General features: G+C 43.4%; 20 protein-coding genes. 2 read left to right on the top strand and 18 right to left on the bottom strand.

The window, feature by feature from the left end; all coding sequences use genetic code 11:
• Positions 1-61: 61 nt before the first annotated feature.
• Positions 62-2,242 (top strand): ornithine decarboxylase, encoded by a 2,181-nt coding sequence (speC, locus tag AC27FN_RS00515; protein ID WP_487166081.1) that lies wholly within the window; start codon positions 62-64, stop codon positions 2,240-2,242.
• Positions 2,243-2,556: 314 nt separating this feature from the next.
• Here the strand turns inward: speC and hisS are convergent, their stop codons facing one another.
• The 12 genes from hisS to rbsR form a co-directional block, all read right to left on the bottom strand.
• Positions 2,557-3,834 carry a histidine--tRNA ligase gene (gene hisS / locus AC27FN_RS00510; protein WP_487166080.1) on the bottom strand — a complete coding sequence of 426 codons (1,278 nt, stop codon included), beginning with the start codon at positions 3,832-3,834 and terminating at the stop codon, positions 2,557-2,559.
• Positions 3,835-4,189: 355 nt separating this feature from the next.
• On the bottom strand, positions 4,190-4,717 hold the full coding sequence (gene hdcB, locus AC27FN_RS00505) for a histidine decarboxylase maturation protein HdcB (RefSeq protein WP_487166079.1): 528 nt from the start codon (positions 4,715-4,717) through the stop codon (positions 4,190-4,192).
• 60 nt (positions 4,718-4,777) lie between these two features.
• Complete coding sequence (gene hdcA / locus AC27FN_RS00500; protein WP_487166078.1) at positions 4,778-5,713, bottom strand: histidine decarboxylase, pyruvoyl type; 936 nt, start codon at positions 5,711-5,713, stop codon at positions 4,778-4,780.
• Between the two features lie 160 nt (positions 5,714-5,873).
• On the bottom strand, positions 5,874-7,013 hold the full coding sequence (locus AC27FN_RS00495) for a glycerate kinase family protein (protein ID WP_487166077.1): 1,140 nt from the start codon (positions 7,011-7,013) through the stop codon (positions 5,874-5,876).
• A gap of 62 nt (positions 7,014-7,075) precedes the next feature.
• The gene (locus AC27FN_RS00490; protein ID WP_487166076.1) at positions 7,076-8,392 is read right to left on the bottom strand and encodes a GntP family permease; all 1,317 of its coding nucleotides are present in this window, start codon (positions 8,390-8,392) and stop codon (positions 7,076-7,078) included.
• A gap of 166 nt (positions 8,393-8,558) precedes the next feature.
• A complete protein-coding gene (locus AC27FN_RS00485; RefSeq protein ID WP_487166075.1) occupies positions 8,559-9,233 on the bottom strand; it encodes a hypothetical protein in 675 nt (224 codons plus the stop codon).
• 1,156 nt (positions 9,234-10,389) lie between these two features.
• A complete protein-coding gene (locus AC27FN_RS00480; RefSeq protein WP_487166074.1) occupies positions 10,390-11,349 on the bottom strand; it encodes a substrate-binding domain-containing protein in 960 nt (319 codons plus the stop codon).
• Between the two features lie 14 nt (positions 11,350-11,363).
• The gene (locus tag AC27FN_RS00475; RefSeq protein ID WP_487166073.1) at positions 11,364-12,335 is read right to left on the bottom strand and encodes an ABC transporter permease subunit; all 972 of its coding nucleotides are present in this window, start codon (positions 12,333-12,335) and stop codon (positions 11,364-11,366) included.
• Complete coding sequence (locus tag AC27FN_RS00470) at positions 12,335-13,819, bottom strand: sugar ABC transporter ATP-binding protein (RefSeq protein ID WP_487166072.1); 1,485 nt, start codon at positions 13,817-13,819, stop codon at positions 12,335-12,337. Before AC27FN_RS00470 ends, AC27FN_RS00475 begins: the two co-directional genes overlap by 1 nt.
• Before the next feature lie 15 nt (positions 13,820-13,834).
• On the bottom strand, positions 13,835-14,230 hold the full coding sequence (rbsD, locus tag AC27FN_RS00465; protein ID WP_487166071.1) for a D-ribose pyranase: 396 nt from the start codon (positions 14,228-14,230) through the stop codon (positions 13,835-13,837).
• A gap of 340 nt (positions 14,231-14,570) precedes the next feature.
• Positions 14,571-15,494, bottom strand: a complete 924-nt coding sequence (gene rbsK, locus AC27FN_RS00460; protein ID WP_487166070.1) for a ribokinase — start codon at positions 15,492-15,494, stop codon at positions 14,571-14,573.
• 183 nt (positions 15,495-15,677) lie between these two features.
• Positions 15,678-16,685 carry a ribose utilization transcriptional repressor RbsR gene (gene rbsR, locus AC27FN_RS00455; RefSeq protein WP_487166069.1) on the bottom strand — a complete coding sequence of 336 codons (1,008 nt, stop codon included), beginning with the start codon at positions 16,683-16,685 and terminating at the stop codon, positions 15,678-15,680.
• A gap of 295 nt (positions 16,686-16,980) precedes the next feature.
• Between rbsR and AC27FN_RS00450 the strand changes: the two genes are divergently transcribed.
• On the top strand, positions 16,981-17,433 hold the full coding sequence (locus AC27FN_RS00450; protein WP_487166068.1) for an ArsC/Spx/MgsR family protein: 453 nt from the start codon (positions 16,981-16,983) through the stop codon (positions 17,431-17,433).
• 398 nt (positions 17,434-17,831) lie between these two features.
• Here AC27FN_RS00450 and deoR read toward each other — a convergent pair whose 3' ends face one another.
• The 6 genes from deoR to AC27FN_RS00420 all read right to left on the bottom strand — a co-directional run bounded on the left by deoR (position 17,832) and on the right by AC27FN_RS00420 (position 22,929).
• Positions 17,832-18,797: a DNA-binding transcriptional repressor DeoR gene (gene deoR / locus AC27FN_RS00445; RefSeq protein WP_487166067.1), complete on the bottom strand. Its 966-nt coding sequence runs from the start codon at positions 18,795-18,797 to the stop codon at positions 17,832-17,834.
• A 99-nt stretch (positions 18,798-18,896) separates the two neighbouring features.
• Positions 18,897-19,604, bottom strand: coding sequence for a purine-nucleoside phosphorylase (deoD, locus tag AC27FN_RS00440; RefSeq protein WP_487166066.1), 708 nt, complete (start codon positions 19,602-19,604; stop codon positions 18,897-18,899).
• Positions 19,601-20,818, bottom strand: coding sequence for a phosphopentomutase (locus AC27FN_RS00435; RefSeq protein WP_487166065.1), 1,218 nt, complete (start codon positions 20,816-20,818; stop codon positions 19,601-19,603). The genes deoD and AC27FN_RS00435 overlap by 4 nt, the downstream gene beginning before the upstream one ends.
• Before the next feature lie 55 nt (positions 20,819-20,873).
• The gene (gene deoC / locus AC27FN_RS00430) at positions 20,874-21,551 is read right to left on the bottom strand and encodes a deoxyribose-phosphate aldolase (protein ID WP_487166064.1); all 678 of its coding nucleotides are present in this window, start codon (positions 21,549-21,551) and stop codon (positions 20,874-20,876) included.
• Between the two features lie 197 nt (positions 21,552-21,748).
• The gene (locus tag AC27FN_RS00425) at positions 21,749-22,327 is read right to left on the bottom strand and encodes a hypothetical protein (protein ID WP_487166063.1); all 579 of its coding nucleotides are present in this window, start codon (positions 22,325-22,327) and stop codon (positions 21,749-21,751) included.
• Positions 22,324-22,929 (bottom strand): hypothetical protein, encoded by a 606-nt coding sequence (locus tag AC27FN_RS00420; protein WP_487166062.1) that lies wholly within the window; start codon positions 22,927-22,929, stop codon positions 22,324-22,326. The genes AC27FN_RS00425 and AC27FN_RS00420 overlap by 4 nt, the downstream gene beginning before the upstream one ends.
• Positions 22,930-23,137: the final 208 nt, after the last annotated feature.

The raw sequence follows: 23,137 nt of genomic DNA, 5'->3' as shown, positions 1-23,137 counted from the left end.
CTTTCCCGAGATTACTATATAAAATTGTTTATTTATTTTAAAAGTGAAAGGAAATTAACTCATGTCCAAATTGATCATCGCCATGACACCTGGAATCGAAGATTTTGTAAAAACGAATCGGGAAGTCGTGGATGCAACTACAGTGCATGACTGGACAAATGTTGGTGCCGCAGTCATTACAGATAATGATCTGAATGTAGCTGATTTAATCAAAGAAACCACATTTGGAATTCCGGTTTTCTTAGCAACACATGATACTAGTAAGTTTGATAAAAATAACAAGCATTTCGACGCCATTGATCACTTGCTAGATTTGAACAATAATTTTAACAAGCAAATTTATTCACGAGAAGTAGAAAATGCGGCAAAAGAATATGAAGATGGCCTAATGCCTCCTTTCTTTGCCGAACTAAATAAAGTTGTTGACCGGGGATCTTGGCAATTTGAATGTGCCGGTCACCAAGGAGGAGCATTTTTCTTAAAATCCCCCGTAGGTCGTAAATTCTATGACTTTTATGGTGAACGCTTCTTTAGAGCCGATGTTTCCATCTCTGAAGACGGACTTGGCGACGTTTTAACTCACGACGGCGCTGCTTTAAAAGCCGAAAAACATGCCGCCAAGGTTTTCAATGCTGACAAGGCCTACTTTATTCTAAATGGTTCGACAACCTCTAACAACGTTGCAATTACAGCAGCTGTAACAAAGGGCAATTTAGTATTATTCGACCGTAATAACCACAAATCAGCATATAATAACGCTATGGTAATGAACGGTGGTATTCCAGTCTACTTAGAAACAAGTCACAACTCTTACGGATTAATTGGTGGAATTAAAGAATCTGGCTATGACGAAACAACCTTACGTGAAGAAATTCGTAAGGTAGCTCCTGAAAAGGCGGACCTAAAACGTCCTTTCCGGTTAGCCATTATTGAACATGATACCTATGATGGCACAATGGCAAATGCACAACAGATTGTCGATAAAATTGGGCGTCTTTGTGACTATATTCTCTTCGACTCCGCTTGGGCCGGCTATGAACAATTTATTCCAATGATGAAAGAAACATCTCCCCTACTTGTAAACTTAGGCCCAGAAGACCCTGGCTTATTAGTTGTCCAGTCAATTCACAAGCAGCAAGCAGGTATTTCTCAAGCTTCGCAAATTCTGAAAAAAGACAGTCACATTAAGGGACAACGACGTTACATTAATCATAAGCAGTTCAACAACGCATTTATGAAATATTCTTCTACCTCACCATTCTACGGCATTTTCGCGTCCATCGATGTTTCTGCTAGGATGCAAGAAGGTGAAACTGGGAAGAAAATGTGGAACGACACAATGTTAACCGTTGTCCGCGCCCGTAAGCGCCTACTTCGTGAAGCAACAATGATTCGCCCATTTGTACCACCTATGGTTCATGGTAAGCCTTGGGAAGATGCAGATGACCAAGAAATTGTTGACGACAAAGCTTATTGGGCATTTGATCCAGATGAAAATTGGCATGGCTTTGACGGCTACAGTAAAGGTCAGTACTTCATCGATCCAAATAAGCTGATGTTGGTGACGGCAGGGCTCGATATCCCAAGTGACACGTATGAGGATTTCGGTGTACCCGGATCGATTGTGACTCATTTTCTTCATGAACATGGCATCATAAATGAAAAGAATGACCTTAATTCTGTTCTCTTCTTGATTACTCCAGCGGAAGATGACGCCAAAATGAACAATCTTGTTGATCAGATTCTTAAGTTGGAAAAATACATTAACGAAGATGCGCCTCTTAAAGAGGTACTCCCTCACCTTTATGCAGAAAATGAAGATCGCTATAGAAACTATACGATTCGACAACTTTGTCAAGAAATTCATGATTTCTACAAGGAAAATGACGCTAAAAAATATCAAAAAGATATTTTTACAAAAGACCACTTCCCTGAACAAGTAATGACACTAGAAGAAGCCGACACAGAATACCGCAGAAATAATGTTAAGTTAATGAAACTTGATGACATTGTTAGTGAAATCGCAGTGGAAGGTGTTATCCCTTATCCACCTGGTATTTTTGCCATTGCCCCCGGTGAACGCTGGACCGACACTATTCAAAAGTACTTTAAAGTACTTGAAGAGTCCGCAAATCGCTTCCCTGGTTTCGGCACAGAAGTTCAGGGCATGTACTATAAAGAAGAAAATGGTAAAGAAGTCGCTTACGGATACGTTTACGATCCGGAAGCCTCCAAAGAATAATTTTCCGTTCAAAAATAAAGAAGTTTTCCTAAGATATCGCTGAGCACCGATTAGTTAAGCGCAAAACTAATCGGTGTTTTTTTAAAAGAAAAAAGGAACAAAGCGTATTTTTACGCTTTGTCCCCTATAAAGAAGTTTTCCTAAGATATCAACTACGGTGCGCTTACCATAAAGTATATCCAAACAATACGGCTTTAAAAATCCGTACCTGATTCTAAGGAATTTGTTGCCCCTCACAGTTAAACCAATCGAGGGGCAACAAACTCCCTTGATCTAGATTTATGGTAACCAGTCTAACCTAATTTTCGATATTTTTACTTTAAAAATTTAGCTGGAAATTGAATAAAGTCCGTTATTGATACTTCTTGAGATTCATCGGAATCAGTTTTCTTTAAAGTGAATTTTTGCTCAGATACCTCTTTAGATCCAAATACGGCATAATATCGAGCATTTCGCTTAATAGCCTCTTTGATTTGAGTTCCAACTTTTACATCTTTATAATTTTTATCAACGAAAATTCCTTTATCTCGCAAAGAACTTATGACCTTAAATGCTAAATTATCACCTTGTTTATCCGCGGTCGCAAGATAAACGTCAAACGATTCAGAAGGCACGAAGGCAGAATTTTCTTCTTTTAATAACAATATTAACCGTTCAACTCCGAGTCCAAACCCAATTCCTCCCTCGTCAGGGCCGCCTAGTTGACTGACAAGGCCATTATATCTCCCCCCCGCGCAAACAGTTGTGAAACCTCCACCAAAGACCTTTGAATCTGACATTATTTCAAAAATTGTTTGGTTATAATAATCCAAACCTCTTACCATTCGATTATCAATTTCAAAAGGAATGTTTAAATCAGAGAGAAGCGTTTGAACCTGTTCGAAATAGTTTTTAGAATAGTCATCTAAAAAGTCTAAAATTGACGGGGCGTTCTTAACTATCTTTTGATCATTCTCATCCTTACTATCCAAGACTCTCAGAGGATTCTTGTAAAGTCGGTCCTTAGAATCTTCACTCAACACCTCGTATGATGGCTTTAAATAATCAATTAAAGCATTCCGATAATTTTCTCTAACTTCTTTATTCCCAAGGGAATTTATTACCAACTTAATGTTTGGAACTCCTAGACCTTTGAAAAGGGATAAAGCCATTGCGATTACTTCAACGTCAATTTGCGGAGATTCACTGTTAAGCGCTTCGGCACCAATCTGGTGGAACTCTCGTTGACGCCCAGATTGTGGCCGTTCATAACGGAACATTGGGCCCATGTAATAGACCTTATATGGTTTTGGATATTCAGGCCCAAAAAGCTTATTTTCAACATAGGCACGTACGACACCTGCTGTACCTTCTGGACGAAGTGCAATGTGTCTTCCGCCTTTGTCATCAAAGTCATACATTTCTTTTTGAACGATGTCAGAAGTTTCCCCAACGTTTCGTGAAAACACACTGTAATCTTCGAACATTGGTGTTCTTATACCACGATAACCGTATTGGTTGAATGTGGTTTTAGCGAAATCCTCAATTTTTTCCCACAGTGCAGATTCCCCTGGTAAAATATCAGCAGTTCCCTTAGGCTTTTGAAATTCCATAATGAAAGTCCTCCTCTAAATTATAAAAAACCCTCTGAAGCTATAATAGCTTCAGAGGGCGACTTTTAAGTCACTGTTCCACCTCAATTTGCAACATACCTCACGATATGCTACCTCAAACAGTTTGAAATATCCAAATTGCTAGTGGATAACGGCACGACCCGAATCGAGCTACTGTTCATTCACCCGATTAAAGCTCATAGACGTGTTTCACATACCTAGCCATCTTTCAGCAGATGATGGGTCTCTACGTTAACCAACTTACAGGTATGCTTTGTTCTAATCAAAGCTTAATGTCATAGTATCATTCACTTCATCTTTGTCAAGATAATAATTTGATTATTTCGTGATACTCCTACTTACCGGCTTTTGAATATCCCGGATTTGCATCATCGTATTCGTAATGGCTCATATGCCCTTCCTGCATCCATTTTCTAAGTCGATCAATCTCGTCAGCATGATCGGGATCTAACAGCTGAGGTGATTCGCCCCGAATAGTATTATCATAGCCGGCCGAGGTAATTCTTTTTGGCTTAACATCTTGTACAAAATCAAAGACTCGTCCAGCTATGATGTCATTTAAGTTCCAATATTTGCCATCAGAAAATAGAATTTTCGCACTCCCATGTGGCATACCCTTAACAAATTTAGCTTCTAAAACTTCATCTTTATTTTTTTCTTGAACACAACCATCAGTTAAAAAATAATAAAGATTTAGACGTGTCGAGACAATGACTGCAGTTTCATCTCCACATTCGTTAATAACGATTTGTGAAATTTTTTCATCTATTTTTTGTATTAAAAGGGGTAAAAATAATCGGCATAAATCGTTATCTAAGATCAACGAGTGGGCAGTTATACCATTCAATTTTCTAATATCCATACTTTCCTCGCGCATAATCTACACGCAAAGTGTTTGCGTGATTTCATCAAATATTAAGCATCAATACTTAATATGCCCATCGGCTGTTATAGATGAATACCCCATTTGTTTCAACCACTCAGTCATGGTCAGACTTTCCATAATCTCCATATCCTTATCGGGGGTTAATAACGAACCACCAGGTATTGAATCTACGGGCATTGAAAAGTACGGGCCAACCGTGATCGCATTCCCAATTTGACCAGGCTTCATCATTGCATGTGCAAAACCAATCCAGGATTGAGCAAAAGATGTATTCGCATCCTGACCACATTCTGCGATAGATTTAGCAATGGCTTTCCTGCGTCCGTGAAGATACTCAATTAGTTCATCCTCATCGGGAGTATCCCAAACACCGGCATCTTCGATAAACATACTCGAGTTCTTTACTGGATCTTTAGCGAACGAGATCGCGATAGCGGACCATACGCCATATCCCTGACCTGGTTTCATTTCGGAATCCTGCTTAGGTCGTTCCGCAGTAACTCCCTTATTAGCACAAACAATAAAAGATCCTGGAGCTGGATAGTGCCGACGCTCATCATTTGTCCCAAAATATTCCACCAACGCATCTTGTAGTGGCTTGGCATCATATATTGGCAACTCGCTTCCGTCCCATTGTTTCTCTGTAAATAATGGCTTTGCATGATCAATTTCCGGATTTTTTAAAAGATCGTAACCAATAATATGCCCTTGCGGACCTGAAAAACTAGATGCTGTTGTCATGTTAATCTGTCCGATGTAAGCGTTCTTTGTTTCGGCCCGATCGTATGATACGATTCCATCCAACACGTCATCATCAGTTTTATCGCGGACCCCTGCATCAACCTTTAGGCCGGAAACATAACCATTGCCGATATTACCTGGCTCCATATACCCTCTCGAGAACTTTTGATAAGGACTAATTGCAATTCGATCAATCCCTATTTTGTTAAGCGAAACATCAATTTTTGCCATACTAAAACCTCCCGTATTGTTTGGATATCTATGAAGGAAAGAAAGCGCTATCTTCCCTTCAACCCTGAATGTAACACTGTTGTGGAGTTCATGCACGATTTTGAAACCAATGGCGATTTTCCATTAGGATAATTGTCTAAAAATAGCTTTTTAATACTCCTCATCTTTCGCTCCCCCACAACCGCATCACGTTCTCGGCAGTTCTTGCCAGATTTTCCTCCACTTGCTCAATTGCAGTTGGCAAATCCTCAACACCAGGTAAAATGCCGAAGACGGCGTCAATCCCGAGGTCATAAAGTTGGTCGATACCTTCACCAACATTCCCGGCTAACGCAACCACCGTAATGTGCGGATTGACCTTTTTGACGGCTTGGGCCGTTCCCATCGGAGTTTTACCGTATTGCGTTTGAAAATCAATCCCACCTTCACCAGTAAAGACAATCTCCGCACCAACCACTCGCTGCTTGAGGTGCGTCATTTCAACCACAATTTCGACACCACGTTCAAGTTGAGCATTAGTAAAGGCTAACAGACCAGCCCCTAATCCACCGGCCGCGCCGGCTCCCGGGGTTTGATCTATGTCACGACCCACATCTCGCTGAATTACTTTCGCATAATGACTTAAATTCGCGTCCAACACTGAAATCATCTCCGGTGTTGCGCCCTTTTGCGGTCCAAAGACAGCTGCTGATCCTGTTTTCCCCGTCAATGGGTTAGTCACATCAGAGGCAATTCGAATGTGGGCTTTGGCTACCAATGGATCAACTTCGGATAAATCAATGTGATCTAATGTTGCAAGTCCTCCGCCACCTCTAGCAATTGGCTGGTTACTAGCATCTAAGAATTTAACGCCAAGGGCCTCGGCCATCCCGGCACCACCATCTGTCGTTGCACTACCGCCAATACCTAAAATTAGCTGCTGACTGCCATGATGCAACGCATCCAGCATTAACTGTCCGGTACCGTAGGTTGTTGTAATTAATGGGTTCTTGGTGTGCTCATCAACAAATTGAATACCACTAGCTGCTGCCATTTCGATGACAGCTGTTGTACCATCCCCTAGCAACCCATATCGGGCCTTTGTTTCTCGACCGAGCGGATCCAGCACATTAACCTCTCTAAATGTTCCAGCTGTCGCATCGACTAACGACTGCACCGTTCCCTCACCACCATCAGCCATCGGAACCTTTTCAATCTGCGCATTAGGAAAAACGCGCTTTACACCGATTTCAATCGCATCCGCCGCTTGCTGGGCGGTTGCACTCCCTTTAAATGAATCTGGTGCTATAACAATTTTCATCGTGAACTCCTCTCGCGTTTGCATAACAGAGTAACAACAATCAATACCTTAGAAAAAATGCATTACATTAAAAATCCATACATAATCGTGCCAACAATGGTCATTGTCAATCCAACAGCCGATTCATATGGAACTGATTTCATCCGGGCCTTTAAATCCATATTCATGGCATTTCCGGTTACATGGAAGTAATTTCCTTGAGGCAAGTGGTCAATTACAGTTGCCCCCGTGTGAACCATCACTGCTGCGGCTAACGGCGCTGTGCCAAACGACAAGATTGCCTTACCAAAAGAACCTGTAGCCAAAATAACCCCTGTTGACGTTGAGGCAGTAGCGGCCGCCATCAAAATCCCAGCAATCGGTGCTAAGAATGTTCCAGAGATACCTGATATTTTAATTAGACTGACAATTGTAGCTGGCAATGTTGAGGCAGTGATCAAGCCACCGATTGCCCCCGCACCGATCAAAATTAAGACAACATCCGTCATTCGGTCCATTCCTGCCTTGGTGTAAGCCAAAATATGTCGCCCTTGCCCCATCGCAAACATGCCTAATAATCCGGCTAACGGTAAAATATACATTGCATCTACTTGGAACTTTTGCAAAATCACAATATGCGCGATACTTCCAATTGGATTAATCAATAGCAAAACGACGGCGACTAACGGTGCCACAATTGCAGAACGAAATGACGGCAACTTACTCTCGTCGGGTATACTTGCGGTCCCAGAGGCTTGATTAGCTTCAACATCCGCCATCGTCGCCACCTCACCATGATTTCGCAGAACGGTTGCTAGTAAAATCGCCATTGCCAGTCCAAACAACGCTGGGACAAAATCAGCCACCATGACGTCACTAAGTTGTAAATGAAAACCGCGTGCCGCCGCAATTGTATTAGGATTGGGAGAAATAATATTTCCTGCTTTTCCCCCGCCAGACAAAGCAACTAACAAGGCCAGCTTCGAAATTTTTAGTTTACTCCCCACCTCTAAGGCAATCGGAGCGACAATCAACACTGCAACCGGAATGAACACTCCCACTGCCGTAATAATCATTGTTGACAAGGCTAATGAAACGATCGCCATGCTTTCGCCCAACTTATCAACAATTGTTCGCGCAATGGTGTTGGCGGCCCCCGACTCCATCATCACACCGGCTAAGACACCAGCAGCCAAAACCCGTACAACTGTACCCATAACACTTTGAGTTCCAGTTACAACAATGTTGACTGTTTGCACGAGATTAGCACCACCAATCACTGCCCCAACAATTGTGCCAAACAACAATGCATATACCGCATTTAATTTTCTTAAAATCAAAAAAATGGCTAATGCTAAACCAATTAATGCGCCAATCCAGCTCACTGTGACTCCTGACATTTTGTTTCCTCCTCATTCATTATCGATAAAGTCATCGATAGCTTTAAAGTAAACGCTTTCTCGAACAAACTAATTCTAGCATATCATTCGCCCATATCGCAGTTATATTACATAATATAAAAAAGAAACCAGCATCAATATGACGTCAGTTTCCATTTGAATCATGTCAATTTCCTTGAATAATCGGGAGACCTTGCTTCATCACCTTGGTTACATCCATCGGTTCAATGCCATTACGCAGAATTGTATGCCATTGTCCCCCTTCGGTCCGAACAACGTCATCCAAATAAAGTTCCATGTGCCAGCTTTCTGCCGCGAGTGAACGATAGCCAGCTCCTTGAATAAAGGTCTGTAAACGTGTATTCGCCATGCCGAGATGCGATAAAATGCCGACGTTACCAATCTGTGCCTCTAACCCTTCTGAAAAATGTAACATTCGAATATCCCAAAGATACGACTGATCAACATCAGTAATCGCAAATTCAGCTGTTTGCAGGATTTCTTTAGTAATGAATTCCGGTTGACGAATCATTAATTGATAGCGCCATTGTGCATCCCGGCCAGGCGTGACCCGCTCCCACATTGCTTGTAGCGGATAACGAACAAACGGCTGGAACCCCTCTACTTCTAAGTTATTTTGCGGTGCAGCAGCTAAGTAATCCGCCACATGATATAGCGCATCTGCTCGCGCCGTGAAATCTCGATTATTAGGATCGGCCTTACCAACCCCGGAAAGCACAATATACTGCCGAGTTGGTAAATCCACAATCGATCCATTTACGGTGTCTCTGGTATACTCGCCACTCTGATCTGTTCGCCAATCTAACTTTTCTTCATTCATTCAAATCACGCTCCTCAAATTCAGACTAGCATACTCCCAGAGGAATGAAAACGCTTTCTTTGGCTTATAGTTAGCACAGATGTTGTTTCGTTTGAAAATTTACGATCCAAGTCCCTTATTATGTTTGTCCTGTGTGGAAAGACCTGACTGTCTAGTCACTAACGACATTGAGACATCCAAACGAACATTAATGAAGATCTCACCCATTACTTAGAAAAATTAATTATGAACCGGCCATAAAGTTAACGCGGTTTCTAATCGGACTTGGTATACTGAACGAGTAATGATTTTGTGGTGAGCGCACGCTTAACACCTACTCTTTTCAAAGTGAGGTGGTGACTCATGCAAAAAACAGTGAAAGGACGGAGCTCCCAGGGTGATTTTGATTATCCTGTCGATTGCTCTCGTGATCTTGCAGATTATTAACGCAATTCTCAACTTGATCCGAGACAGCAAAAAAGACCGGAAATAATCCGGTCCAATCCAATTACTGCAATGTCATTACATCGGACGACCGGTTGCTCCCCGGTCGTCTTTTGATTGCTGATTTATTATAGCATGAATTCTACTCCATGGGATAATATTCCGGCTGGAAGGCAGTACAAAAATAGAGCAATTCATCACGTCCTTGAAAGAACGCGTTTCCTTGCCCTAATTTAAAAAGTGAGACGGTGGCTCATACAAAACACAGTGAAAGGACGGGGTCCCAAGATGAGTTTGATTATCCTGTCGATTGCGCTTGTGATCTTGCAGATTGTTAAAGCAATCCTCGACTTGATCCGAGATAACAAAAAACGAAAATAATCCCGCCTAACCATTTACTGCAATGTCATTAAATCGGACGAACGCTTACTCCCGGCCGATCTTTTCATTGCACACATATATCATGAATTCTACTTCATGAGAAAATATTGTCTTCAGGACCCGTCAATTTTGCCAGAAAGGAATCGCGTATCACTTTGAAAGATGAGTTTAGACCAACCTAGACGTAACGCACATCGGCTCAGTCTAGTTCCACAGCGTTCTAGCAGAATGCCCACGAAGTCCAGGTTGGTCGGCACTGCTCGATAATATAAGCGTCTAAACTGGCGCACAACTAAAACGACGGTCCCAAGTGGAATCGTCGTTTTAGTGCTAACAAAAATTATGATCGTGCCTATCTGTACTGATCGACGTTATCTTTAGTTACTAGGTGAATTGGTGAGGCAATGTTCTTTGCCACTTTCTTACCCTCATAGTGTTTGTAAGCAGCCTTGATGGCAAGTTCACCTTCAACTTTTGGCGACTGGGCAATGTCACCGGAAATTTTACCCTGTTTAACAGCGGTTAATCCCTGTGGCTCCCCATCGATTGACACAACAACCATCGATGGATTATTGATTGCTTTAACAGCGCCTAAAGCCATTTCATCGTTTTGAGCGAAGACACCCTGAATATCACTGTGCGCTTGCAGAACGTTCTCCATCGTCGATAGTCCTTTGGCCCGGTCAAAGTCAGCACTTTGCTTCGTGACCACCTTCAAGTAGTTCTTGGCGTGTTGATCGAATCCTTTACCACGTTGGATCGCCGCATCGGCCCCAGGCGTTCCTTCAAGAACTGCGACTGGTGCATTCTTTGGCAATTTGCTTTTCATAAAGTCAGCAGCCATCTGTCCAGCCTTAACGTTATCAGAGGCCACAGTGGTTAACAGCTTCCCACCATTGGAACCACGATCACAGGCAATCACTGGAATACCCGCATTATTGGCGTCTTTAACCGCTGGTACAATCGCATCAGAGTCCACCGGATTAATAATAATGACGTCAACTTTCTTTTGAATCAAATCTTCAATATCACTGGACTGTTTAGAACTGTCATTTTGCGCGTCGAAGACTTCTGTCGTCGTACCATTCTTCTTGGCCACATCATTGATCCCATTACGTAACGACACAAAGAATGGGTTACTCAACGTTGATAATGACACACCGACTTTTAACTTATCCTTAGCTTTCTTAGTGACCTGCTTGTTGCCAAATGATGGTGGCGTCAGCGAAACAGCTTTACATCCTGTCAAAATGACAGAGCAGAGCGCAAACAAAGCAATCAGACTGAGTACATAACGTTTATTATGCTTCATGAGTATGTCTCCCCCTAGTTTTTGGCTTGCTTTCGATCAAGTAAGACAGCGACCAAGATCACGATCCCCTTAACGATTTGTTGATAGAAGCTAGAAATTCCTAATAGGTTCATCCCGTTGTTCAATACCCCGATAATCAGCGCACCGATCAAGGTTCCAAACATCTTCCCTTTACCACCAGCTAGACTGGTACCGCCTAAGACGACGGCCGCAATCGCGTCCATTTCATAAGCGACCCCAGCATCTGGTTGCGCAGAAGCGAGTCGTGACGTTAAGATCATCCCAGCTGTCGCTGATAAGAAACCAGCCAATGTGTAAATCCAAATAATCATCTTATTGTTCTTAACCCCAGCAACGAAGGCTGCCCGCGGGTTACCACCTAACGCGTAGGTCTTACGACCAAATGTTGTCCGATGTAAAAGCACGTAAGCCAAGATGTAGAACAAAACCATGATGTAGACTGGGAATGGGATGCCGAAGAGATAACCTTGACCAAAGAATTGAAAGCCAAAGTTACTGCTCATCTTGGCCCCAGTAATTGGGTTCCCATTGGTGAAAACATAGGTTGCACCACGGAAAATTGTTTGCGTGGCTAACGTAGCAATGAACGGTGCAGCTTTACCATAAGCAATCAAAACCCCGTTCAGCGCGCCAAAGATTCCACCGGTAACCATCCCAATTAGGAAGGCGAAAAAGGCCGGCACACCCATCAATACCAATTGGGCCGTGAACGCGCCACTTAAGGCAAGAATCGATCCAACGGATAAATCAATCCCACCGGTTAAAATAACAAATTCCATCCCAAAGGCAATTAAGGCGTTAATCGAAACTTGCCGTAATAAGTTCAATAAGTTCAATGGATCAAGAAATGAAAAGTTCAGAATTGAGACCAGAATAATTAAAACGATCAGGGCAACCAACGGCCCCAGTTTGGCATAAAAATCACCGAAATTAAATTTTGGTTTGGCTTCGGTTTGCTTATCCATTAGCGTTCTCCTCCCGTTGCTAACGTCATAACACTTTCTTGACTGGCGGTGGCCGTTGGCACGATATCCATTAACTGACCTTCATAGACCACGGCGATATTGTCTGAGAATCCAAGGACTTCATCCAAATCACTGGAAACCATGATGATCGCTGTGCCCCGATCCGTCAGTTCATTCATCAGGTCGTAGATCTCTCGTTTGGCGCCCACGTCAACCCCACGAGTCGGTTCATCTAAGATCAACACTTGTGATCCTGAACCGACCCATTTGGCGAGAACCACCTTTTGTTGATTCCCACCAGACAGACTACCAGCTTCTTCATCAGCGCTCGTCGCTTTAACGGTCAGTCGTTTCATCAACAATTCAACGAATTCCCGATCCGCTTTGCGGTCAATTAAACCATGTTTCGTAAAACCATCGATACTAGGCAGATCGATATTGTCGGCAATCGAATCATCAAGGATCAACCCCTCAGATTTCCGATCTTCGGTTAAAAAACCGACATTATGAGCAATTGCTTCATTAGGATTGCTAATTTGCACCGTTTCACCGTTAATTTCAATGGTGCCCGCGTCGAGTTTATCGATCCCAAAGATTGCGCGCATGATCTCTGTTCGCCCAGCGCCCATTAGGCCGGAGAAAGCTAGGATTTCACCTGAGCGAACCGCAAAGCTGATGTCTTTAAAGACCCCATTGCTAGTCAAGCCATTCACTTTAATCATCGTATCGCCAAATTTAGGCTTTCGATCAGGATAGAAATCACCTAAATCCCGACCAACCATATCGTGAACGATCTGTTGCACATTAGTATCAGCTGTTTTATACGTATTAATGGTTAACCCATCGCGCATGACAGTGACTCGATCAGAAATGGCAAATAATTCTTCCATGCGGTGAGAAATATAGATAATGCCGACACCTTGAGCCTTTAATGATTTAATTACGGTAAATAATTTCTGGATTTCGTTTTCCGTCAAGGCCGCCGTTGGTTCATCCATAATAATCACCTTGGCATCTGTCATTAAGGACTTAGCAATTTCAATCATTTGTTGTTGTCCGACTGATAGCTCGCCAATTGGTCGATCAAGATTTACCTTCATCCCCAACCGATCTAAGGATGTTTTAGCAAGCGCTTTCATTTTATCGTTATCAATAAAACCCCAGCGACTCTTAATTTCCTTGTTCAAAAACATGTTGTCCAAAACTGGCATTTCAACAAAGTTGTTCATTTCTTGATGAATAAACGCAATCCCATGTTGTTCTGCTTCCAAGGCGTTGGCAAAATGTGTCTCTTGCCCATCGACCTTAATCACGCCGCCATTTGGCTCTAATAAACCGGTCAGAATGTTCATCATCGTCGATTTACCCGCACCGTTTTCCCCCATCAAAGCATGGACTTCGCCACCTGTGACAGAGAAATTGACGTCTTTTAGCACCACATTGGGACCAAAAGACTTTGAAATGTGTTGCATGTCAATTTCCATTTGAGCAACCTCCCATTAGAATGTCACGCCGCTCTCTAAAATAATGTTGGAATAAGGCGTCATTTCCCCGGTTCGGACAAATGCATGGGCCTGGCTCAGATCAGCCTTCATTTGGTCATGAGGAATAAAGACAATCTCAACATCTGGTAACAACGCTTTTACTGCCGTTAATTGCTGAGGATTCTGAACTTTCATCTCCTCGGCCAGATAAATCCGCTGGACGGCCAGTTCAGACAATACGTTTGTCAAAACATCAATAAAGCTTGGTAACCCCTTGGTAACCGCCAAATCAATCTTTTCCGTTCCCTTTGGAACAGGCATCCCAGCATCCCCAATTGCTAACGTGTCAAAGTGACCCATTTGGGAAATAACACGTGATAAATCGGAATTTATCACTGTTGTTTTCTTCATATTTCAATTCACCGCCTTGTTGAATTTTTTAAAGCAACTTGTAAAACGATTTACAAACTTTTACTCGCTCAGTGTACCAATTTTTGGAAGCGTTTGCAACCACAAGCTCTGCATATTGTTATCATTAATAACGTCATATTAGTGGCATCATTGTCATACTAATTGAAATAAAAAACCGACCTAACCTTTGAATGCTTTCATTAAGAACAAATTCCTTAAAGGATTAAAATCTCCGTTTGAATGGCCGATTACTTTGAGCTATTTCCCGGTAATTATGTTTATAAACAAAAAACCTCCGCGCTAAATAATCGCGAAAGTTAATAATGTAACATTCCTTATCTTACTTGTCATATTCAGCTTGAATTTCGGCAAGCTTAGGAATTGATGGCTGGGCGCCTAAGCGCTGGACGGTAATCGATGACGCATGGTTAGCGAAGACAATGGCTTCACGCATATTACTGAAGTCGGTCTTCAGTTGTGAACTCAATGCGCCTAAGAAGGTGTCACCGGCCGCGGTGGTGTCAACTGCCTTAACTTTAAATGCATCCACAAAGCCACTTTCCATTTGGTTTGCATAAAAAGCACCTCGCGAGCCAACAGTGATGATTAGTTCCTTGACCCCCATCTGAGCAAATTTAGCAGCGTTTAAAATCATGGACGTGGCATCTGTCACTTCAATCCCCGTTAACGTGGCTGACTCTGTTTCGTTAGGACACAGTAAGTCGGTCACCTTCAATAGCTCTGTTGGGATGGTTGGAATCGCCGGCGCCGGATTTAAAATCGTAGTGACCCCAACACTCTGCGCATATTCAAACGCATAGGTTGTCGTGTCAATTGGCGTTTCAAATTGAGAAATCAAGAAGTCCGCATCTTTAATCAAGTCTTTTGCGGCATCGACATCAGCTGGACGTAATGACTGATTCGAGCCACCATAGACCAAAATCGAGTTTTGCCCAGATTCCTGTAACAAGATAAACGCTTGTCCAGACCCGCGGTTTTCATCCGTCGTCACGTGTTCCGTACTGATGCCGTCGGATTTCAAGGCATCGCGCAATACTTCGGCTGCGTCATCGGCGCCGACTTTACCGATAAATGAAGTATTGGCACCAGCTCGAGCAGCGGCGACAGCTTGGTTTGCGCCCTTCCCACCCGGTGCAGAACTCTTATCATTCATTTCCATCGTTTCACCAGGCAATGGTAAGCGAGCGATGCGTAGAATGGAATCAACATTTAAGCTTCCTAATACAACAACCTTGTTTGTCATCATGGTCCCCTTTTTCAAACAATTTATTCGTCATTACATTGGTTCTAACCATCAATTTACCACATTTTTAACGTAAAAACGCGTGCCGAACATCAAATGCCTGACCAGCAGTTGTCGTGGTAATATGCATTGTAAAACGTTTTACTAAACCCGTATCAAAAAGATATCATATTTTGCAAAGGCTTACAACCCTCGAACAGAATCTCGTTCAACCAAAGAGACATCGACGACTTTTAACTGAGCTGGACCATTGGGTTCTCGCAGACGTTTCATAATCATCTGACTGGCCCACTCACCCATTTCATAAACCGGCTGGTGAACAGTCGTCAATAGTGGCGTAATGTAGGCATCTAGATCAATGTCATCATAACCGACAATTGAGATATCCTCAGGTACCCGCTTGCCGGCATCTCGCAAGCCCCGAATCAGTCCGATGGCAATTTCATCATTCGAACAAAAGACCGCCGTTGCCGAGGACTTGATCAAGGCTGCGGCTACCTGCCGACCACCGTGCTTTGATAAATCCGTTGTAAAGATTAAGGCATCCTCCACGGCATAACCGCGACGGACCATCGCGCTGCGATAACCGGCTAGTCGCATCCGCACATTTTGCGAGGGTTGATCCGGCAGTACAACCGCAATCTTACGATGCCCCGCTTCGATTAAGTGATTCGTGGCCAGTTCACCGCCCCGCTCGTCATCCACGATAATCCGATCCCCTTCATTTTGTGGGTCATTTTGATCGAATAGCAGGTACGGAATTTGATTGCGCTTCAATAAATCATTAATCTCGGCGTTACCAATTGCCGAACTAGCAATGATTACGCCATCGACACCGCGTTCGACCAATGTTCGCAGATAATACTTTTCCAAAGTTTCATTATGGTCAGCGCTGAGAAAAATCGGCACACAATTTTGATCAAACATCGCATCCTGAATTCCCCGCAAAAACATGCTAAAAAATGGATTGACCAAATTGGGCACGATAATGCCCACCGTCTGCATCGAGTGACTGATGAGATTGCGTGCGTTAAAGTTGGGCACATAGCCGAGCTCATCACGCAGATGCAAAACCTTTGTTTGTGTCGCTTCTGGGAAACGATCCCCTTTACCATTTAAAATCTGTGAAACCGTCGTAATCGATAAGGACGCTGCTTTGGCAACATCTTTAATTGTGACCCGTTTTGCCATTGCTATCACCCAACCGTTCCTAATAATTGTAAACGCTTACTACATTGTTATAGACCATTTTATCATAGCATATCCAACCATTATATTGGCATTAGATTAAGCGCGGGAGCAAGACCATTTTGGCCCTGCACAATGGACAGGCACTTTGTTCAGTCGACTTATTATCCGCCTTTATTAATTTAATGATAAATGAATCGGTTTAAAAGCGATCATTTCATTTAAATATATAAGAATTATATACTGGTTACATAAAATAAATCAGTTAAACGGTCAAGCAGAATTGGAGATGATGCTGATGCTTGAAGTTTATACAATTTCATCCAACCTCCCGTCACGCCAGGCGATTCGTTGGTTAAGTGATCATGACATTTCATTTACTGAATTTAGAGTTCACTCAGACCGCTCTCCAATAACTGTCGCCAAATTAAAACAGTTTTTGTCAGCATCGGAAGCCGGCGTTGATGACTTATTCGCCTTTCAATCAGGCGCTTATCGTGCATTCATTACCGACCACGATCCTGATGAAATGCCGTTAAGCGACCTCTTAAACCTGATGACGAGCGATTTTCGTTTGATCCACTATCCCCTACTTTTCGATGATCAACGTTACTTATTACAAACGGGCTTTTCTCAAGACGAGATTCGCGTCTTCCTGCCGCGGGATATCCGCATTCGTGAATTACAGCAGCTTTTAAACCGCTCCACGTACCCACAGGTCGTTTCGAGTAAAAAAGCAGTTTCAAGGTGAAACAAGCTGGGCTAGGCGCAGACAACAGGCTTGCGTAACTAAACAAAACAGCGGTTCTTGAGTACAGACAGATGCCTGAACTCAAGAACCGCCGTTTTAGTTAACAATGCATACAAAATTGATTTATGCTTCTTTCAACATAACGCCGTTTAATTCTTGTCATTGCACATTTTATTTTATAGTCCAGTCTGGAGATCTTTTATTATCCCAACAACATCAATGTTAGTTTATCTGTTGAAGATAACCATTTTCTGAAAACTACACTTTGTCCCCAGATCCATTTGCCCCAACATGATTAACCTTAATGATGAAATTTTAACTCGTATTAATACAATTTTTTACTATTTGATCCATTTCTTCAAAAGAAATATATCATTCCAGGCGTTGATTAATGCTAACTAGTTCGTCCTGACGTGCTTGCCATAATCCACTAAATCAGCGGCGGTTGCTTGATCAACGATTAACGTATTCGCATAATGGGCTGTTAATGCCCCGTGAATGGCTGGCACCTTTGCCGAATTTGCGGCCACTAAAATACTATGTTCCTTTGCTGGCAACTCGTCCAAGGCAATCCCAATTGTTCGTTGGTTGATGTCCGCATCAACAATTTGACCATTAACGTCGATAAACCGTGAAAAGACATCCCCGACTGCCTGTCGCTGCAAAGCGCTTTGTTCTTTGGCCGTGAAGTAACCAAGCTTAAATAGTAAGGCTGAATCTCTCACTGTCCCCACCGTAAAGACAGCAATGTTGGCTTTGCGACCAAGCTCGATAATATGCCGAATATGTGTATCTTGCTCGACCAATTCCTTAGTCTGCTGATGGTCGAAGATTACCGGTAATGGCAAATACTGAGGCTGCGTTCTAAACGCATTCGCAAACGTATTGACACTCTCAAAGGCATAATTATTGCTATGCGAATTAGCCACACTGCCTTTCATCTGCACCACGGTAACGCCACCAACGTCCTTAGGATCTAATTGGTTCGCAACCTGATGAATTGTTTTTCCCCAGCCGATCCCAATGATATCGTCATTTTTTACAATAGATTCGATGTAATTGGCCGCTCCGGCGCCGACCTGCGTCAGTAGCGTATTGCCCGCCCCCGGTGTCGTCGGGACAATGACCAAATCCTTTAATTGATAACGCGCTCTTAAAGCCGCCGTTAATGTAGTGATCGGTAGTTGCGGATCCATAATTTGAATCCGGACCACCCCAGCATCTCTTGCGTACTGCAACAATCGGGAGACGGTCGCCCGAGAAATTTGCAATTCGGTCGCAATATCACTTTGACTCCAATCATTCTGATAGTATAAACGCGCTACTTTTAGGGCGTTATTTAACTTATCTGGATCATTCTCCACGGCGTAAATCTCCTTTTTCACCCACCAAACTAAGGCAATCTTATTCAATAAACGGCGGTGAACCGAAGCTGACCTTCGATCCACCGCCGTTAACAATCTTTATTCGGCAATCGCGGTTGCCAATGAGATGTTAATCATATCATTAAATGTCTGTTCGCGCTCAGCGGCGGTCGTTTTTTCATCCCCAAAGATGAGATCGCTGACAGTTAGCACAGATAATGCACGGAAATGTAATTTGGCTGCTAATAAGTACAAGCCAGCTGATTCCATTTCAGTACCAATCACACCATAATCCGCTAATTTCTTCATATCCAATTCATCGTTGTAAAAACGATCGGCGGCGAAGATGTCACCGACTTTAGGCGTGATGCCCATCTTTTGCGCTTCATGAAAGGCTGTATCGAGTAAACCAAAATCGGCTAGTGGTGCATAGTGAACGCCAGGTCCAAACGTATTTGCGGTGACGGCTGAATCGGTACTCGATCCAGATGCTAATAACACATCACGCAAATGAACATCTGGTGCCATGCCGCCACATGAACCGACGCGAATAATCGTTTTTACCCCATAAAACTGAACGAGTTCGTTAATATAAATGGACATTGACGGAATCCCCATCCCTGAGCCCTGAACGGACACCCGATGGCCTTGGTATTCCCCAGTGTAGCCAAAGGCATTTCGAATCTCATTAACCTGTTTGACATTCGTTAGAAAATGTTCCGCAATATATTTTGCTCGTAATGGATCGCCAGGTAATAGAACCGTGTCAGCGTAATCGCCCATTTGGGCACCAATATGTGTACTCATTTTGTCACCTCGTGTGTGTTTGTGCTTAACTGCGCCAAGAAACTTGTCCCGTTAGCCGCGCCAGCCACGCCAAAATTATCTAAAATCGTCGCGCCTAAATCTGCGAATGTTGAACGAATGCCTAACGTCTGATTTGGCTTAGCCATCGCTGGTGAATAAGCTAATAATGGCACGAATTCTCGCGTATGGTCGGTACCTCTAAAGCCAGGGTCATTACCGTGGTCAGCCGTAATTAGTAGCAGATCGTCATCCTTTAAGTTTGCTAAAACACGACCTAACCGCTGGTCAAAGTCCATCAGCGCCTGACCGAAACCTTCTGGATTACGACGATGACCATACATCGCATCAAAATCAACTAAGTTCGTAAAGCAGAAACCGTGAAAATCACTTGCCATGACTTCATCGACATGGTCCATGCCATCCATATTACTTTCATTATGATAGCCCTTGGTGATTCCATGACCGGAGAAGATATCGTTGATTTTACCGATCCCAATCACGTCCAACCCAGCTTTATTCAGGCGATCCAGATCAGTTGTGCCAGTTGGTTCCAAGCTGAAGTCATGCCGATTAGCAGTCCGCGTAAAATGATCTTTATCTGGACCAACGTATGGTCGCGCAATAATCCGGCCAATCGTCCATTCTGGTCCATTAACCAGCGAACGGGCATATTCACAAATCCGATATAACTCAGCCACTGGAATCACATCTTCATGAGCCGCAATTTGTAGCACCGAGTCCCCTGAGGTATAGACGATTAAGGCGCCTGTCCGCATTTGTTCTTCACCATAATCGTGAATGACTTCTGTTCCTGAGTACGGCCGGTTAACAATCACGTCACGCCCAGAAAAAGCAGCGATCTTGTCAATCAACGCTTTAGGAAAGCCTTCAGGAAAAGTAGACAACGGTTGTTTGACCGGTAAGCCCATCATCTCCCAGTGTCCATCCATGCTATCTTTACCCGCAGAAACCTCTTGCATCTTACCAAATGCGCCCAAAGCATTAGCAGCTGGTGCGACACCGGCGATCGGTCGATCAGCCCGAATGTTGCCTAATCCTAGCTTGGCTAAATTAGGCAGTGCCAACTTGCCTTGGTAAAATTCCCCCACGTGGCCAAGTGTGTCCGCACCCACATCATTAAAGGCCGCTGCATCTGGTGCCTCACCGATCCCAACTGAATCTAAAACAATCGCAAAAACTCGTTGATAAGCCATGTCAAACCCCTTTCCGCATCGTAAACGCTTACATTTATTAGTTAAGTTTAGCGCGTTAAACTGACGGTGTAATTTCGTTCAAAATTGCCACTGAAGCTGAAACACCTAAGCGATTAGCACCAGCCGCAATCATTGCTTCTGCATCCGCTAAGGTATGAATCCCACCTGCAGCCTTAATCTTAAAGTCAGGACCGACTGCCTCACGCATCAATTTAACATCGGCAACTTTGGCGCCTGAAGCGGCAAACCCAGTAGAAGTCTTAACAAAGTCCGCCCCACCGGCAACAGTTAGCTTAGATGCCCGACGTTTTTCTTCATCCGTGAGCAGTGCATTTTCAATAATCACTTTGAGTAATTTGCCTTGTTGGTGAGTCGCTTCTGCAACTGCTTTAATATCGGCCAAAACGGCCTCGTCGTGTTGCGCCTTTAACTCACCGATATTAATCACCATGTCAATTTCATCAGTGCCATTATCAATGGCTTCTTTGGTTTCAAACACCTTAACAGCGGTCGTATTGGCACCCAGAGGGAAACCGATAACCGTGCAGGTAGCAATGTCAGTGCCGGCTAACCCTTCGTGAACGCGAGTAACCCAGTACGGGTTGATACAAACAGACGCCGTTTGATATTGGCGGGCTTCTGCAACGGTCTGGTCGATCATATCAGCAGTGGCCTCAGGTTTTAACATTGTGTGATCCATGTACTTTGCTAGTTGTGCTCGTGTAAATGTCATATTATGTAACCCCTTTCATTCGCTTGATTACAGTATAACAACCCATCTGAAATAATGTCCACTATTTTTTAGAACATATTTTCACGACTAGCAAAAAATATCCATCCGCTCGCTGCGAGCTAGTAAAAAAAACGCATTGCTACTCATGAGCAAATGCGTCGAACCGGACATTCATTTACATTAAATCGACGTTGTTGTTAACCGACTGCAACTAAGTCCGCAATTTGCGTACTGATGGTTTGCAATTGTGTCGTTGTGAGCGCGGGATTTAACCGATGCAAGAATTGCAAAGCCATCTCCATCAACCATTGCGCATCCGCACTCATTCCTAGTAACGCATGAAATGCGAGCATTTGATTGGAGGCCTCACCAGCGGTGATTGAAGCCATCACACCATCTGGTTCCGCAGCGTAGAAATTAGCCCGTACTTGATCATGTAACAGTTGTCCGTCGCTTAGAACCGCTGCATAATGCTGCATCAGCTTCTGGAGTCGTTCATGAACCTGTTGGCTGGCCTTCGAAAAAGCAATCAAGGCAGCCTCCGCATCGGTGGCTGTTTCTAATCGCTGATAACTTTGACTTAAATCGTTGACTGCTAGCTGACAAATGAAGGCATTGGCCATCAATTCATCCACCGCAATCGTCTGACCATCGATTAACCCATTCAAATGCAAGCCGGTTAAGCCATCGATCTTAGTCAGTGGTGCATCCACCCGCAAATCGCGCTCGTGGAGCCACTTCTTGTCTGTCTGGCTTAAAGGTTCAATGTAATTCATACTTCATCCTCCGGAGAATTATTGTGACCAAAATCAACGCGCCGTTCTTTAGGACCATGTTTGGGGGCTAACTGACTCTGAATTTCAGTCGCGATTGTTTCCATGTTCACATCAGGATTTAACTGCGCCATAATCTCCATGATATTGAAGAATTCCCATTTTAAATCCACTTGAAACATCATGTAATCGTAGGCAAATAGATCCTGGGCATGCCATTGTTCTCGCGGCTTTTGCAATATTTCTTTAGGGAAGCCGGTCTGAGCTTGGGCCGCCAAGCGTTGACGCTCTTGTTCAAATGGTCCAAACGCGGCCGCATGTTTTTGCACATTAGCTGACAGACGATCCCCCGTCAACTTGTGCCAAGTCTGCAACTGGCTCCACCATTCCTGGTTAATAATATCAACCAGTCGATTAAAATCCAACTGGGCGGCAACATAATCACTCAGCAGGTCCGTCAAGTCGACTGCCTGACCTTCAAATTCACCGGTCATCGTCGTCACCGCGGTCAAACTTTTAAAGGTGCTTAATGGTTCATGCACAGGAATTTCATAGTCATGAAACACTTGTTGTTCTGGCTTACTAATCGGGGTTGTCACACTCATGATTAAACCTCTTTGTCTTTAGAATTAACTCCATCATACCGCGTTTTGGCGTAAATTCGGTACGTAAAACAATTAAGATTTAACGCGGTATTCGAAATTCACCAATTAATTAACTGATAGAATCCCGTCCTAAGTCCGTTTTCATCAGGAATCTTTACAATCAAATAGCAGCAAGTCCGATAGATTAAACCCGCAGTCGCGTATTTAA

The organism is Furfurilactobacillus sp. W61-4 (assembly GCF_057545565.1).
The sequence above is the reverse complement of the archived record's forward strand: the minus strand, read 5'-3'. Positions and strand labels throughout refer to the sequence as shown.

Bases quoted from the DNA above. Each gene is read 5' to 3' on its own strand.
- speC (WP_487166081.1), top strand. From the start codon at position 62: ATGTCCAAATTGATCATCGCCATGACACCTGGAATCGAAGATTTTGTA.
- hisS (WP_487166080.1), bottom strand. From the start codon at position 3,834: ATGGAATTTCAAAAGCCTAAGGGAACTGCTGATATTTTACCAGGGGAA.
- hdcB (WP_487166079.1), bottom strand. From the start codon at position 4,717: ATGGATATTAGAAAATTGAATGGTATAACTGCCCACTCGTTGATCTTA.
- hdcA (WP_487166078.1), bottom strand. From the start codon at position 5,713: ATGGCAAAAATTGATGTTTCGCTTAACAAAATAGGGATTGATCGAATT.
- AC27FN_RS00495 (WP_487166077.1), bottom strand. From the start codon at position 7,013: ATGAAAATTGTTATAGCACCAGATTCATTTAAAGGGAGTGCAACCGCC.
- AC27FN_RS00490 (WP_487166076.1), bottom strand. From the start codon at position 8,392: ATGTCAGGAGTCACAGTGAGCTGGATTGGCGCATTAATTGGTTTAGCA.
- AC27FN_RS00485 (WP_487166075.1), bottom strand. From the start codon at position 9,233: ATGAATGAAGAAAAGTTAGATTGGCGAACAGATCAGAGTGGCGAGTAT.
- AC27FN_RS00480 (WP_487166074.1), bottom strand. From the start codon at position 11,349: ATGAAGCATAATAAACGTTATGTACTCAGTCTGATTGCTTTGTTTGCG.
- AC27FN_RS00475 (WP_487166073.1), bottom strand. From the start codon at position 12,335: ATGGATAAGCAAACCGAAGCCAAACCAAAATTTAATTTCGGTGATTTT.
- AC27FN_RS00470 (WP_487166072.1), bottom strand. From the start codon at position 13,819: ATGGAAATTGACATGCAACACATTTCAAAGTCTTTTGGTCCCAATGTG.
- rbsD (WP_487166071.1), bottom strand. From the start codon at position 14,230: ATGAAGAAAACAACAGTGATAAATTCCGATTTATCACGTGTTATTTCC.
- rbsK (WP_487166070.1), bottom strand. From the start codon at position 15,494: ATGACAAACAAGGTTGTTGTATTAGGAAGCTTAAATGTTGATTCCATT.
- rbsR (WP_487166069.1), bottom strand. From the start codon at position 16,685: ATGGCAAAACGGGTCACAATTAAAGATGTTGCCAAAGCAGCGTCCTTA.
- AC27FN_RS00450 (WP_487166068.1), top strand. From the start codon at position 16,981: ATGCTTGAAGTTTATACAATTTCATCCAACCTCCCGTCACGCCAGGCG.
- deoD (WP_487166066.1), bottom strand. From the start codon at position 19,604: ATGAGTACACATATTGGTGCCCAAATGGGCGATTACGCTGACACGGTT.
- AC27FN_RS00435 (WP_487166065.1), bottom strand. From the start codon at position 20,818: ATGGCTTATCAACGAGTTTTTGCGATTGTTTTAGATTCAGTTGGGATC.
- deoC (WP_487166064.1), bottom strand. From the start codon at position 21,551: ATGACATTTACACGAGCACAACTAGCAAAGTACATGGATCACACAATG.
- AC27FN_RS00425 (WP_487166063.1), bottom strand. From the start codon at position 22,327: ATGAATTACATTGAACCTTTAAGCCAGACAGACAAGAAGTGGCTCCAC.
- AC27FN_RS00420 (WP_487166062.1), bottom strand. From the start codon at position 22,929: ATGAGTGTGACAACCCCGATTAGTAAGCCAGAACAACAAGTGTTTCAT.